Source organism: Peribacillus alkalitolerans (assembly GCF_010882125.1).
GTDB lineage: Bacteria > Bacillota > Bacilli > Bacillales > DSM-1321 > Bacillus_BN > Bacillus_BN alkalitolerans.
On sequence record NZ_JAAGVZ010000010.1, the window covers coordinates 30,201 to 44,055 of the forward strand.

Consider the following 13,855-nt stretch of genomic DNA (forward strand, 5'->3'; position numbering starts at 1 on the left):
TTTTACACCAATTAAGTCAATTCCGTCTCCCTTAATCATCTGAGCCTAAATTATAATAAAAAGAAAGCGATTACATTACAAAAACGGTGGTGAAATAGAGTTGAATACAAACTTCGAAACAAATGAAATCAACAGAAAAACAGAGATTAAGGTAGTATCGAAAAGAAAAGCAAAAATAAGAAATATCCTCACTTATGTAGCTTTTGTTGGACCAGCTCTATTATTTTTCCTTGTTATTCAGATTATCCCTTTCTTTATGGGAGTTTATTATTCCTTTACATCATGGAATGGAGTTAGTTCAGTAGTTGAGTGGGTTGGATTAGAAAATTATATAAAAATATTTAAGAATGATCCTAATTTCGTTAATTCCTTCCTATTCACAACAAAATTTATGTTTGCAGCTGTCATTATTAGTAACTTACTTGGATTTAGTTTAGCTCTATTATTAAATGCTGCCTTAAAGTCTCGTAATATGTTAAGAACTGTATTTTTTATTCCTAATGTTATTGGTGGACTATTACTTGGTTTCATCTGGCAGTTTATTTTTGTAAAAGGCTTTGCTTCAATCGGAAATATAACGGACCTTGCCGTATTTAAGCTTCCCTGGCTAGGAGATGAAGCTACTGCATTCTGGGGGATTGTAATTGTATTTGCATGGCAAATAGCTGGATATATGATGGTGATCTATATCGCCGCTTTACAAGGTGTGGATCAGAACTTAATAGAAGCAGCAAAAATAGATGGTGCATCCAACTGGACTCTATTGACCAAGATTATTATTCCTCTAATTTTACCAGCTTTTACTATCTGTATCTTTTTAACGATTTCCATGGCATTCAAAATATTTGACCTCAATATTTCATTAACGAATGGTGGACCATTTAACTCGACACAGTCAGTAGCGATTAATATTTATCAAGAGGCATTCCAAAACAATCGATATGGTTTAGGGACTGCAAAATCGATTCTTTTCTTCTTAGTAGTTGGCATATTTACAACTGTCCAAGTATTGATTACGAAGAAGAGGGAGGTTGAAGCATAATGAACAGATATACAAAGAAAACATTCCTGTTGGAAATTATCGGGATTCTGCTTGGTATTCTTTTTCTCATCCCATTTTACTTTGTTTTAATAAATTCTGTTAAAGGCTTTGCGGATATTTTAATCGACGCAGCTTCATGGCCAAAGGAAATTTTATTTAGCAATTACCAAAAAGTTTGGGAGATTATAAATTTCCCTAAAGCATTCTGGAATTCTTTAATCATTACCGTGCTTAGTAATATTGGGCTAGTTGTGATCAGTTCTATGGCTGCTTGGAAAATGGTTCGAACTCCAGGTAAGTTAAGTAAATTCTTATTTATCTTTTTTATCGCAGCAATGGTAATTCCATTTCAAACAGTTATGATACCTCTTATGAAGTTAGGAGGAACATTAGGTCTTACAAATAGTATCCCAGGACTTGTCATGATGTATTTTGGGTTTGGTGTACCGCTGTCATTATTCCTTTATCATGGCTTTGTAAAAACGGTACCAATCGAGATTGAGGAATCAGCTAGAATTGATGGGTGTAGTCAATTTGGCGTGTTTTGGAGGATCGTTTTTCCTCTTTTAAAACCGATTACAGTAACGGTTATTATTCTTAACACATTATGGATCTGGAATGACTATTTATTACCTTTACTCGTGCTACAGGATGCTGAGCTAAGAACCATTCCGTTAGCGACAAGCTCTTTCTTTGCTCAATATACAAAACAGTGGGATATGGGGCTAGCTGCTCTTGTACTAGGGATTACTCCAGTCATTATCTTCTTTCTATTTTTACAAAAGCATATTATTAAAGGGATTGCATCAGGTTCGATTAAGTAGATATTATTTTTTTGTAGATATCTAAATAGATAGAAACAAAAATTAATATAAAAAACATATATATTTAAGGGAGGTCAATGCTTATGAAACGCTTATTTCTTATGGCTTTATCTTTGTTATTAGTAGTAGGGATTATTGCTGGATGTTCTTCTAAAAATACTTCGAGCAATGATAAAACGAAGGATGATCCAAAAACAGAAGATGAAGTTGTAACCCTTAATTTATTCCAATTTAAGGTGGAAATTGCAGAACCTCTACAAAAAATGCTAGACGAATTTGAAGCAGAACACCCAAACATCAAGGTTAAGCTTGAAACGGTTGGTGGTGGTGCTGACTATGGTGCAGCATTAAAAGCAAAATTTGCTTCCGGTGAAAAACCTGATATTTTCAACAATGGTGGATTTAAAGAGTTAGAGCTTTGGAAAGAACACTTAGCAGATCTATCGAATGAACCATGGGCAAAACACGTACTTCCGATTGGTAAAGTTCCAATGACAGATACAGATGGTAAACTATATGGAATGCCTGTAAATCTTGAAGGCTACGGATTTATTTATAACAAAAAGTTATTTGCAGATGCAGGTATTACTGAGCCACCTACAACTATTTCTGAATTAAAAGATGCTGCAGCGAAGCTTAAAGACGCTGGTATTACTCCATTTTCTGCTGGATATGGAGAATGGTGGGTAATTGGTCAGCATTTATTAAATATTGGCTTTGCACAACAAGATGATCCAATTGCTTATATCGAAGGCTTATATGATGGTTCAGAAAAAATCGTTGGGAATGAAAAATTCAAGCAATTTAAAGAAGTATTAGATACAGAAATTAAATTTGCCAACGAAAATCCTATTACTACAGACTATAATACTCAAGTTACACTATTTGCTTCTGGTAAAACAGCAATGCTACAACAAGGTAACTGGACTGAAAACATGATTACTGAAATCAATCCTGATATGGAGATGGGCTTCTTACCAATTTCTATTAGCGATGATGATTCTGCTGATCGTCTTCCAGTTGGGGTTCCGAATAACTGGGTAGTAAACAAGAATTCTGAACATCTTAAAGAAGCAAAACTATTCTTAGATTGGATGGTTTCTTCTGAAACAGGTAAACGCTATCTTACAGAAGAGTTTGCTTTCATTCCTGCATTTGATAATATCGAACCGTCCGGTTTAGGAGATTTAGGTCAATCTATTCTTGAATACTCTAAAGCTGACAAAACGATTCCTTGGACTTGGTTCAGATGGCCAGATGGAGCTAACAAAGAATTTGCTGCTACGATCCAAGAATATGCAGTTGGAAAAATTGACTATGATACTGTTTTACAACGTTTCCAGGATACATGGGATAACTTGAAGTAAATAATATAGAAGCAACTTTAGAAAGCATGTCTTATATTAGACGTGCTTTCTATTCTATCTATCTCGTGAATATTACTTAATTTTCTGAAAAAAATTTTAATTATGTGATTTAAAACTTTATACTGATGAAAGGAGGAGTAAAGGAGGTAATAAAATGTTTAGCTCTAGCATCCGGAATAAACTTATCGTGTTATTACTTGTTACCACAATTTTGCCTTTTGGTACTTCTATTGTCATTACCTATTTTCACACGAAAGAATCTTTAAAGAATCAAGTAGTCCAAGAGAATAGAAATCTCCTCTATCAAGGAAAGGTTAACTTAGAAAGCTATATAAATGAATTAAACGGGTTAACTTTATCGTTATATAATAATCCTGGTTTTATAAATTTCCTTAGGTCCCCAGATAAAGAAAGTAATTACTTAACCATCGGAATAATCACAAATGTTTTACAAACAATTCTATATGCTGAAGATAATATCAAAGGAGTTCATATCATCCTTGCAGAAGATGATAGAGTCATTTCTGCATCAAAACGGTCAGCTGTCGTTTTTTCAAGAAATGTAACGGCAAAAAATGAAGAGCATTATATAAAGGCGATTGAAAGTCCCTATAATATGTATATCGAACCTATTCATACGCTTTATGAGAATTCGGACAATAAACCTAAAAATGTCATTTCTTTGCATCGTTCACTGACGAATATACCATCTGATCAAGTACTTGCTTACATATCTTTAGAAGTAACACCTGATAAAATCTATAAGTTAAGTCAAAATCTATATAACCAAAATACGGAGGAATTCTATATTGTCTCTTCTGAAGGAGAGTTAGTATATAGTTCCAATAACAAGGTATCTGCCAATCTACATAAGCAAAAATGGATTGAAAGACTTATTCAAACAAAACTTAAAAAAGGGACTATGGAATGGAAAGAAGGTTCATTCAATGGTGTTATGATTTACAATCGAATTCCTCAATCTGCTGGAGGATGGATATTAGTAAAGAGAATCCCTTATGCCACCTTATACGAAAGTGCATTCAATGTTACAAAGATAAACATCATGTTTGGCGTAATTGGATTGCTACTTGTCATTTTGGCCACTTTATATGTTTCTTTTAAAATTACATCACCAATTAGGATTTTATTAAAATACATTCATCAAGTCGAAAAAGGTAACATGAAAGCCCAATTTGAATCATTAGGAAATGATGAAATTGGTATTCTAGGTTATCGGTTTAAAAAAATGATGGAAAAGATTAATGGCTTAATTGATAGAGAATATAAACTTGAATTGGAAAACAAAACAAACCAATTAAAAGTACTTCAATCTCAAATAAATCCTCATTTCTTATATAACGCCTTACAATCTATTGGAACTGTAGCATTAAAAAATAAAGTACCACAAATTTACTCTTTAGTTACTCAGCTCTCTATTATTATGAGATACGGGATGAATATGGCTGAAGATAAGGTACCTTTAAGGAAGGAAATAAATTATATAAAAGCATTTTTACTTTTACAAAAGGAACGATTTGGCGACCAATTAGAGTATTCCATTCATGTTGATGAGGAAATGTTAGATGTTCATGTTCCAAAAATGATTTTACAGCCAATAATTGAAAACTATTTCAAACATGGATTTGAAAAAAGAGATGGAATTGGAAAAATCAAATTAGAATGCAAAAGAGAGAAATCATCTTTACTAATAAAAGTTCTTGATAATGGGATAGGTGTACAAGAAAGCCGCCTTGAAGAGATTTATAAGCATTTGAAGGAAGAAAGCAATGGAGAACAAGGAAAAGGTGCAGAATCAAATATCGGAATAAAAAATGTGTATGCTCGTTTAAAGCTCTATTATGACAACTTAGCCACTTTACAACTTGAGAATCGAGAAGAAGGAGGCTTTTTTGTAAGCATTAGACTCCCAATAACTATGGAGGGTAATACACATGAAAGCGATCATAATCGATGATGAGAAGCATGTCCGTGAGGGACTTCATCTTTTGGCAGAATGGGAGAGGCATGGAATAGATAGGATATTGGAAGCTGAAGACGGTAATGAAGCCATCAGGCTCATATCTGAGCATCGTCCCTCAATTATTTTTACAGATATGAGAATGCCGAAAAGAGATGGTATTAGTCTCTTAAAGTGGCTCCATACGTCTGAAATTCAAAGCAAAACGATTGTAGTAAGTGGCTACGACGATTTTGAATATATGAGAAATGCCATTTATTATAAGAGCTTTGATTATATTTTAAAACCTATTGATCCGGAAATATTAAATGAAACGTTAGAAAGAGCTGTAAGCGAATGGAAAGAACAAGCTTTATCAAGAAAGTACAGTGTGGAACATGTACAGGAGAAAAATGTAATTGTTCAAAATGAAGAAAAAAACCACATGCAAAAAATAGAAGAATATTTAAAACTTCACTATCAGCAGGATATCAATTTGCAAGATATTGCTGATCGATTTTTCTTAAATAAAGAATATATTTCTAGAAAATTTAAGCAAGCATTCAACGAAACATTAACAGATTACTTAACGAATATTCGGATAGAAAAAGCTAAAGAACTACTTCAAAATCCAAATCTAAAAATATATGAAATTGCGTATCAAATTGGCTATCAAAATGAAAAATACTTTAGCAAAGTATTTAAAAAACTAATGGGAATCACACCGAATGAATATCGAAATTTATTATTTTTAAAATAGAATGGGAGGTTATCTATATGATGAAAGTCCTTGTTTGGAATGAAAATCGACATGAGCAAAAGGATCCAGAAGTGAGGGAAGTATACCCAGAAGGAATCCATGGAACGATTGCTGCCTTTTTAGGAGAGGCACAGTTTGCAGTGAATACTGCCATTTTGGACGATCATGAGCATGGCTTATCAGATGATATTTTAAATCAAACGGATGTCTTAATTTGGTGGGGACACATTGCACACGATGAAGTGAACGACGAAATTGTAGAAAAAGTGAAGCAACGAGTTCTAGATGGGATGGGTTTGATCGTTCTTCATTCAGGCCATTTTTCTAAAATATTTAAAACATTGATGGGTACCTCCTGTGACTTAAAGTGGCGCGAAGCTAGTGAAAAGGAACGAATTTGGATTGTTGATCCAAGTCACCCAATTGTGGAGGGATTAGGGGAATACATAGAGATTGAAAAGGAAGAAATGTATGGAGAGCACTTTGATATCCCTACACCAGACCAATTATTAATGATTAGTTGGTTTGAAGGTGGAGAAGTATTTAGAAGTGGTTGTACGTATCATCGTGGTAAAGGGAAAATTTTTTATTTTCGACCAGGCCATGAAACATACCCAACTTATTATAACAAAGACGTTCAACGAGTAATCATAAATGCTGTTAAATGGGCAGAGCCTACTAAACTTCCGAAACCTGTATATGGAAACGCAAAAGCACTAGAAGAAATTAAAGAAAAATAAGAAAGTGGGGGAAAAGGGATGAGTAAAATCAAAGTAGGTGTCATTGGCTGTGGGAGCATAGCCAAGCATCGCCATCTTCCTGAGTATTTAAGTAATGAGCAAGTAGAGATTGTGGCTGTTTGTGACATAGTAGAAGAACGGGTTAATGAATTGGCTAAATCTTATAATGCGAAAGCTTATATTTCTTATGAAGAATTATTAACAAACCCGGACATTGATGCTGTAAGTGTTTGTACTCCCAACTATTTACATGCTCCTATAACGATCGCTGCTTTAAATGCTGGCAAGCATGTACTATGTGAAAAGCCAATGGCTACGTCTCGAGCAGATGCGGAAGAAATGATTAAAGCGGCAGAAAGAAGTATGAAAAAACTCATGATTGCTCATAATCAACGATTTGTTACATCCCACCAAAAAGCTAGGCAACTGATTGAAAAAGGTGAGGTTGGAAAAATCTATAGCTTCCGCACCGCTTTTGGTCATGGTGGACCAGAAGGCTGGAGTGCTGATGGAAAAGAGAGCTGGTTTTTTAAAAAGAAAGAAGCATTTATTGGGGCAATGGGTGACCTTGGAGTTCATAAAACGGATTTACTTCGTTTTTTACTTGGTGAGGAATTTGTTGAAGTTGGAGCATTCGTTGAAACGAGTGCGAAAGAAAACTCGGATGTCGATGATACAGCAGTTTGTGTGTTAAAAACAGATAGCGGGATTATTGGCACACTAGCTGCCAGCTGGTCTTACGTTTCAAAAGAAGATAATTCAACGATTATTTATGGTGAAAAAGCAATCTTACGTTTGGAGGATGATCCTAATCATTCTTTAGTTGTTCAATATAAAAATGGTGAAGTGGTAAAATATGAGCTTGGTGAAATTCAAACAAATGAAGCAGGTGGACAGAAGAGTTCCGAAGTAATAAATCATTTTGTGAATTCGATTGTTAAAAATATTGAGCCTCCTGTAACTGGTGAAGAGGGGCTGAAATCCCTTCAAGTAGTGCTAGCAGCACTTGAATCGAATGAAACGAAACGAATTGTTAAATTTTAGCACGAGGAGTAAGTCGATGCAAAAATTAAAAATGGGAGTAATTGGAGTGGGAGGGATTGCGCAAAGTCGTCATATTCCTACTTTTTTAAAGCTATCCGACCAGGTAACAATTGAAGCCATTAGTGATGTGAATGAGGCAACAGCTAAGTCGGTGGCGAAAATGTTTAATATCCCAAAGGTGTATTCCAAATATCAAGATATGTTTGATGAGGTGGATGCTGTGACCATCTGCACTCCAAATAAATTTCATGCTGAGATTACAATTGCTGCATTAGAAGCTGGCCTTCATGTGCTCTGTGAAAAGCCGATGGCGATGTCACCTGAAGAATGTCAATTAATGATGGATGTAGCTGAAAGATCCGGAAAAGTATTATCAATTGCCTATCATTATCGATTTATGAAAAATTCCAAAGTGGCGAAAAAGGTTATTTTAGAAAATGAAATTGGTCAACCGATGGTCGCAAGAGCAAAGGCACTTCGTAGGCGAAAAGTACCTGGTTGGGGTGTTTTTACAAATAAAGAACTTCAAGGTGGTGGTAGTCTAATTGATTATGGCTGCCACTTTTTAGATTTATCTCTATGGCTATTAGGAAATCCAAAAGCTGTTGAAGTAATAGGAACCACCTATAACCAATTAAGTAAGATACCTAATCAGGTCAATTTGTGGGGGAGTTTTGATCATGAGTCTTTTGAAGTCGATGATCACGTGACTGCCTATATTAAATTTGAAAATGGCGCATCCATGCTTTTTGAAACATCATGGATGGCAAATATCAAGAGTGATGAAGAAAGCTTAAGTATTTCTGGTCTAACCGGTGGAGTAGACCTATTTCCATTCTCCTTAAACCAAGTTAAGCACGGCATGTTGTTGAATAGTGAAGCCGATTGGGTACCAGGAGAAGAAGATCCAAGTTTGCCCCAAGCCCAAAACTTTATCAACAGTTGCTTAGGGGTAGAAGAACTTATTGTTAAACCAAGCGAAGCTTTTCAGGTCTCTAAGATTATTGATGCTATCTATAAGAGTAGCGAAACAGGACAAAGCATAAGATTATGAGAAAAGCGGAAGAGGACCGTTAAGCGATTTTCACTTGTCGCTGACGCCTTGTCTACTAGGAACGCCACGTCCTGTGGCAACGTAGACACTGGGACGTCCTGTCCCTCGAAGCTAGACATTCTTTAATAATAGGAGGTATCTATAATGAAACTCGGAGTATTTACGGTTTTATTTTCAGAAAAAAGCTTTGAAGAGATGCTGGATCATGTTCAGGCTGCCGGTTTGAATGCGGTAGAAATCGGAACAGGAGCTTACCCAGGGAATGCGCATTGTCAACTTGATGAGCTATTAGAAAGTGAAGAAATACGCAATGATTACTTAAAGAAGGTAACCTCTAGAGGATTAGAGATTAGTGCATTTAGCTGCCATGGAAACCCTATATCTCCAGATAAAAAATTTGCTGAAGAATCACATCAAGTGTTAATGAAAACCATTACACTTGCAAGTTTAATGGGTGTGCCAGTTGTGAATTGTTTCTCAGGGACTGCAGGAGATCACGAAGGAGCTAAACACCCAAATTGGCCAGTTGCTCCTTGGCCAAATGAATTTGGCGATATTTTGAAATGGCAATGGGAGGAAAAATTAATCCCTTACTGGAATGAAGTAGGCCAATACGCCAAAGATCATCATGTGAAAATCGGACTTGAACTTCACGGCGGCTTTTTAGTTCATACTCCATATACACTACTTAAGCTAAGGGAACTGACATGTGATGCGATTGGTGCTAATCTTGACCCAAGTCATTTATGGTGGCAAGGAATTGACCCAGTTGCTGCGATAAAAATACTTGGGAAAGCAAATGCCATTCACCATTTTCATGCAAAAGACACATATATTGATCAAGACAACGTAAACATGTATGGATTAACAGATATGCAATCTTATGGAAACGTACAAACAAGAGCTTGGACCTTCCGCTCTGTTGGATGTGGACATAGTCTTCAGGAATGGTCAGACATGATAAGTGCCTTACGGACATTCGGATATGATTATGTAGTGAGTATCGAACACGAAGACCCACTGATGTCTGTTGAAGAAGGGTTTATGCGTGCTGTTAAAAACTTGAAGTCAATTCTAATTGAAGAGCAGCCGGCTAATCTTTGGTGGGTATAATGTAATGGGGGAGGAAAAAGAAGAGATACTCCCCTCTTTTTAAACAAGTTTCGACAAATTTTTCAAAAACCTTGACCTATAAAGTGTCAATTTGAAAAAAGGTATTGTTACATTATAACTGTAAATCATTGAGTAGTACCAACCCATCATTAGTTAGGTCCCCTATCCATTCATCAAACATTTTCTCTCCGTAATAACCTTTTTCCAGGTTTGTATAATGCGCTGTTTCTTTTACAGTTAGATTCATTCTGCTATGTATTGCTCTCCATATTTTTAATTCCATTGGGATTGAACGAGGTTTTACAATCATATTCCACACCCTTGTCATTATTATGTTTCATAATAATTTAATATCTTCCTATCTACAATTTAAATTAAAGAAAAATTGTGTGAATTAAAAGGTTTTTTTGCTTAATTGAAGAAATGTAGATTTATGCTTAAAAGTACGTTCTGTTCAGTCTTTATCATTTGTTTAGTTTATAAATTTAAAATCTACTCAAATTCCGACCGAGAGGAGAGCAAATACATGGCTAAATTTAAAATCAATAAGGTTCAGTACATAGGTTTAGGGCTGCTTTGTATTACAATCCTCAGTTATTCGTTTTGGTCAACAGGATATCTTAGTATTCCACAACTGGATAAGGTAACTGATCTAAAACAGTCACAATCAAGACAAGTTTATAATGAAAGTAAATCTCAGTATGTAGTGGAAGAATTACCAATCAATATGGAAGAGTTCGAAGTGCAAATAGCTATGCACCACATGAGTCATCAAAAGGTTAAAGCAGATAAAAAATGGGGTGCATTGCAAATTACTCCAGAACGTATTAATAGGTTAATTGAGATTGTTACAAAAAATCAAAAGGGCTATGATCATTCAAGTACATATTTGGATATTCTTAATCGTTGGAATGAAGGGGATTTTTCTAGGGTAGATAGAGATCACAACGAGATTTGGCGATTACAGGGAGGAACTATAGGCAAGGCGACGGGGATATTAAGTGCTAAAAAAGAAAAGAAATACATAGAAGAAAACTTTGAATAACTATCATATTAGATGATAGTTATTGAGCCCAATGAGTGGTTTGAAGGAAATGTTTTACGAATGACTTAAAATTGAGTGTTTTTTACATGAATATTGCATTGAGTTTGGGGATGGGAGTCAGTAACCTGTCCCTTTTCTATTGCTATTATACCTTATCAGGTCTTTACCGTTCTAAATCAGCTCTATCGGGAGCCATTTTTAGTTAATAGGAAAATCCACAGATATTTTAACTATCTCTATCTCACATCAGTGCAACTATGACTTACGACCGGTCATGAGGTCCCGACCGGTGAGTTTTCTTTAGCTTGTTGAGATGGAAATAAAAAGCCATTGCACTAAACTTTTCTGAATATTATAATATGTGAAAAGTATCCGAATTTCGGATTTGTTGTTCCGAATTTCGGAACGGAGGGAATCTAAAAGTGAATGCTAGTCAAAATAAAACAGTTGTGAAATCGATGCAAATTTTAAATCTATTTATCGATCATGCGAAACTCAGTTTACCGGAGATTGTCAAGATTTCTGGACTGCCGAAAACATCCGCCCACCGCATGCTGCAATCATTGGATGAGATGGGGTTTTTATCTAAGGACATAGAAGGAAGGTACGAACTTGGGCTCATTTTTTTGCAATTTGGCCATCTCGTATCTGAGCGATTGGATATACGGAATATAGCCCTTCCCATCATGCGGAGCCTTAAGGATGAATTAGGGGAAGCTGTAAACTTGGTAGTGCTTGATGGGGATGAGGCACTCTATATAGAGAAAGTTGATACGACGGAACGGGTTCGGGTCTATACCCAGATTGGCCGGAGAGCTCCGCTCTACGGAGGAGCCTGTCCCCGAATTCTATTGGCTCATATGACGATTAAACAGCAAGAAGAATATCTGGAAAAAGTTGAGTTAATCCCTTACGCAGCCAATACGATTACTGACAAGCAGGTCTTGCATAAGGTGCTTGTGGAATGTAAGGAAAAAGGCTATTCCATAAGCCATTCTGAATTGGAGAATTATTCTTCGGCAGTGGGGGCTCCTATTTTTGATCATACTGGAACCATCGTTGCGGGGATAAGTGTAGTCGGGCCTGAATACAGATTTCATGAAGAGAAGCAGCTTCAAAGGTACATTGACAGGGTCAAGGACGCGGCAAAGGAAATTTCGTACCAACTAGGTTGGAACATGAATGGGGGGGAGTGAATTGAATGGTAAGCTATATCAACTCGGGGACGCTGCTGTCATTGTGCAGCTTGGCAATTCTATTAACCTCGAAACCCACCAAAGGGTGAAAGCCTTGGTTGGGTATTTGGAGCAACATCCTTTCACAGGAATGATTGAATACGTGCCCGCGTTCACAACGGTGACGATATTCTATGACCCAGTTTATTTTTACGGCAAAAATCAATTCTCTCCCTATCAACAGGTATGCACTATCGTGGAGGGAATCTTATCTAAACTGGAAGCAGGTTCAGACGAAGGTGGAAGATTAATTGAAATCCCTGTTTGTTATGGCGGGTCGTTTGGTTCGGATCTTGATTTCGTTGCGGAGAGTAACGGACTGACTACGGAGGAGGTCATCCGCTACCATACCTCAGGCGATTATCTTGTTTATATGATTGGTTTCGCCCCGGGGTTTCCATATATCGGAGGCATGTCGGAAAGGATCGCCACTCCAAGGAGATCCTCACCACGATTGGCCATCCCTGCAGGGTCAGTTGGAATTGCCGGAAAGCAAACAGGTGTTTATCCAATTGAAACGCCTGGAGGATGGCAGTTGATCGGGAGGACACCTCTAGCCTTGTTCCGTCCTAATGCTTCTTCGCCAAGCTTGCTTCAAGCGGGGGATCGGATCCGCTTCTCTTCCATAACGGAGGAAGAATATCTGGAAATGAAGGAGGGACAGGAATGAGCTTGCTTGTGATTCGTCCGGGTCTCCTCAGTTCGGTGCAGGACAATGGTAGATATGGATATCAAAAGTATGGGGTCATTGCAAGCGGGGTCATGGATCCGCTGGCCCATCGGATCGCCAATATGGTCGTAGGGAACGAGGGGAACGAGGCAACCATTGAAATCACGATGGTTGGGCCGGTCATTGAATTCCAAAACGACACGTTGTTTTCTCTTTGTGGTGGAGATCTTTCACCAACTATTAATAATGTTCCGGTACCCTTGTGGCGGCCTGTTTGGGTTCGGAAGGGAGCCCAGCTCAAGTTTGGGACATGCCTGTCAGGATGCCGAGCCTATCTGGCGGTGGCAGGAGGGTTCGACATACCCGTGGTGATGGGAAGCAAGTCTACTTATTTGCGGGGGGGAATCGGGGGCTGCCAGGGTCGGGCCCTTAAGGCAGGGGATCGATTGGAATATGGAAATGACAATCCTATATCACAATCCCTGATCCAGTCTCTCTCTAAAGAATGGGATGGAGGAGCTTTTGCGGCCGCTTCATGGTCGGTATCTCCTGACATTCTACCCAACTTTCAAGCTAATCCTGTGATTAGGGTCATCCGAGGAAAAGAATATCATTGGTTCACAGAGGAAAGCCAGAATCAATTGTTTAAGGAAGGATTCAGCGTTTCCCCACAATCTGATCGCATGGGGTACCGGCTTAAAGGACCGTATTTGTCTTTAAAAGAACCAATGGAGCTCATTTCTGAAGCGGTTTCTTTTGGGACGGTCCAAGTACCGGCCGAAGGGCAACCTATTGTGCTACTGGCCGATCGGCAAACCACAGGTGGGTATCCGAAAATCGCCCAGATCATCTCGGTTGACCTTCCTCTGATGGGTCAATTAAAACCGGGGGATCGAATCCATTTTTATGAGGTTTCCCATCGTGAGGCAGAAGAAATGTTCCTACTAAGGGAAACCAAACTGAAGCAACTAAAATCGAGCATCTTGTTAAAGGGGTAAGGAGGG

14 protein-coding genes are annotated in these 13,855 nt (G+C 37.5%); 13 read left to right on the plus strand and 1 reads right to left on the minus strand.

Annotated elements, in window-relative coordinates:
• The first annotated feature begins 100 nt into the window (after positions 1–100).
• The 9 genes from G3O09_RS13250 to G3O09_RS13290 all read left to right on the plus strand — a co-directional run bounded on the left by G3O09_RS13250 (position 101) and on the right by G3O09_RS13290 (position 9,901).
• On the plus strand, positions 101–1,042 hold the full coding sequence (locus tag G3O09_RS13250) for a carbohydrate ABC transporter permease (protein ID WP_163101963.1): 942 nt from the start codon (positions 101–103) through the stop codon (positions 1,040–1,042).
• Positions 1,042–1,866 carry a carbohydrate ABC transporter permease gene (locus G3O09_RS13255; RefSeq protein ID WP_163101964.1) on the plus strand — a complete coding sequence of 275 codons (825 nt, stop codon included), beginning with the start codon at positions 1,042–1,044 and terminating at the stop codon, positions 1,864–1,866. The genes G3O09_RS13250 and G3O09_RS13255 overlap by 1 nt, the downstream gene beginning before the upstream one ends.
• Positions 1,867–1,949: 83 nt before the next feature.
• A complete protein-coding gene (locus G3O09_RS13260) occupies positions 1,950–3,233 on the plus strand; it encodes an ABC transporter substrate-binding protein (protein WP_163101965.1) in 1,284 nt (427 codons plus the stop codon).
• 154 nt (positions 3,234–3,387) lie between these two features.
• Positions 3,388–5,208: a sensor histidine kinase gene (locus tag G3O09_RS13265; RefSeq protein ID WP_163101966.1), complete on the plus strand. Its 1,821-nt coding sequence runs from the start codon at positions 3,388–3,390 to the stop codon at positions 5,206–5,208.
• Entirely contained in the window at positions 5,186–5,950 is a 765-nt protein-coding gene (locus G3O09_RS13270; RefSeq protein ID WP_163101967.1) for a response regulator transcription factor, read from the plus strand. Before G3O09_RS13265 ends, G3O09_RS13270 begins: the two co-directional genes overlap by 23 nt.
• A gap of 17 nt (positions 5,951–5,967) precedes the next feature.
• A complete protein-coding gene (locus tag G3O09_RS13275) occupies positions 5,968–6,690 on the plus strand; it encodes a ThuA domain-containing protein (RefSeq protein ID WP_163101968.1) in 723 nt (240 codons plus the stop codon).
• 18 nt (positions 6,691–6,708) lie between these two features.
• Entirely contained in the window at positions 6,709–7,734 is a 1,026-nt protein-coding gene (locus tag G3O09_RS13280; RefSeq protein WP_163101969.1) for a Gfo/Idh/MocA family protein, read from the plus strand.
• A gap of 16 nt (positions 7,735–7,750) precedes the next feature.
• Positions 7,751–8,788, plus strand: a complete 1,038-nt coding sequence (locus G3O09_RS13285) for a Gfo/Idh/MocA family protein (RefSeq protein ID WP_163101970.1) — start codon at positions 7,751–7,753, stop codon at positions 8,786–8,788.
• Positions 8,789–8,932: 144 nt separating this feature from the next.
• A complete protein-coding gene (locus tag G3O09_RS13290) occupies positions 8,933–9,901 on the plus strand; it encodes a sugar phosphate isomerase/epimerase family protein (protein ID WP_163101971.1) in 969 nt (322 codons plus the stop codon).
• 112 nt (positions 9,902–10,013) lie between these two features.
• On the opposite strand, the gene G3O09_RS13295 is transcribed toward G3O09_RS13290, so the two are convergent.
• Positions 10,014–10,211, minus strand: a complete 198-nt coding sequence (locus G3O09_RS13295; RefSeq protein ID WP_163101972.1) for a hypothetical protein — start codon at positions 10,209–10,211, stop codon at positions 10,014–10,016.
• A 216-nt stretch (positions 10,212–10,427) separates the two neighbouring features.
• On the opposite strand from G3O09_RS13295, the gene G3O09_RS13300 reads away from it, so the two are divergent.
• From G3O09_RS13300 to G3O09_RS13315, 4 genes are all read left to right on the plus strand, one after another.
• The gene (locus G3O09_RS13300; protein WP_163101973.1) at positions 10,428–10,946 is read left to right on the plus strand and encodes a DUF6241 domain-containing protein; all 519 of its coding nucleotides are present in this window, start codon (positions 10,428–10,430) and stop codon (positions 10,944–10,946) included.
• 458 nt (positions 10,947–11,404) lie between these two features.
• On the plus strand, positions 11,405–12,142 hold the full coding sequence (locus tag G3O09_RS13305; RefSeq protein WP_163102059.1) for an IclR family transcriptional regulator: 738 nt from the start codon (positions 11,405–11,407) through the stop codon (positions 12,140–12,142).
• Positions 12,129–12,851: a 5-oxoprolinase subunit PxpB gene (pxpB, locus tag G3O09_RS13310; protein WP_163101974.1), complete on the plus strand. Its 723-nt coding sequence runs from the start codon at positions 12,129–12,131 to the stop codon at positions 12,849–12,851. Before G3O09_RS13305 ends, pxpB begins: the two co-directional genes overlap by 14 nt.
• Complete coding sequence (locus tag G3O09_RS13315) at positions 12,848–13,849, plus strand: 5-oxoprolinase subunit C family protein (RefSeq protein ID WP_163101975.1); 1,002 nt, start codon at positions 12,848–12,850, stop codon at positions 13,847–13,849. The genes pxpB and G3O09_RS13315 overlap by 4 nt, the downstream gene beginning before the upstream one ends.
• The last annotated feature ends 6 nt before the right edge of the window (positions 13,850–13,855 follow it).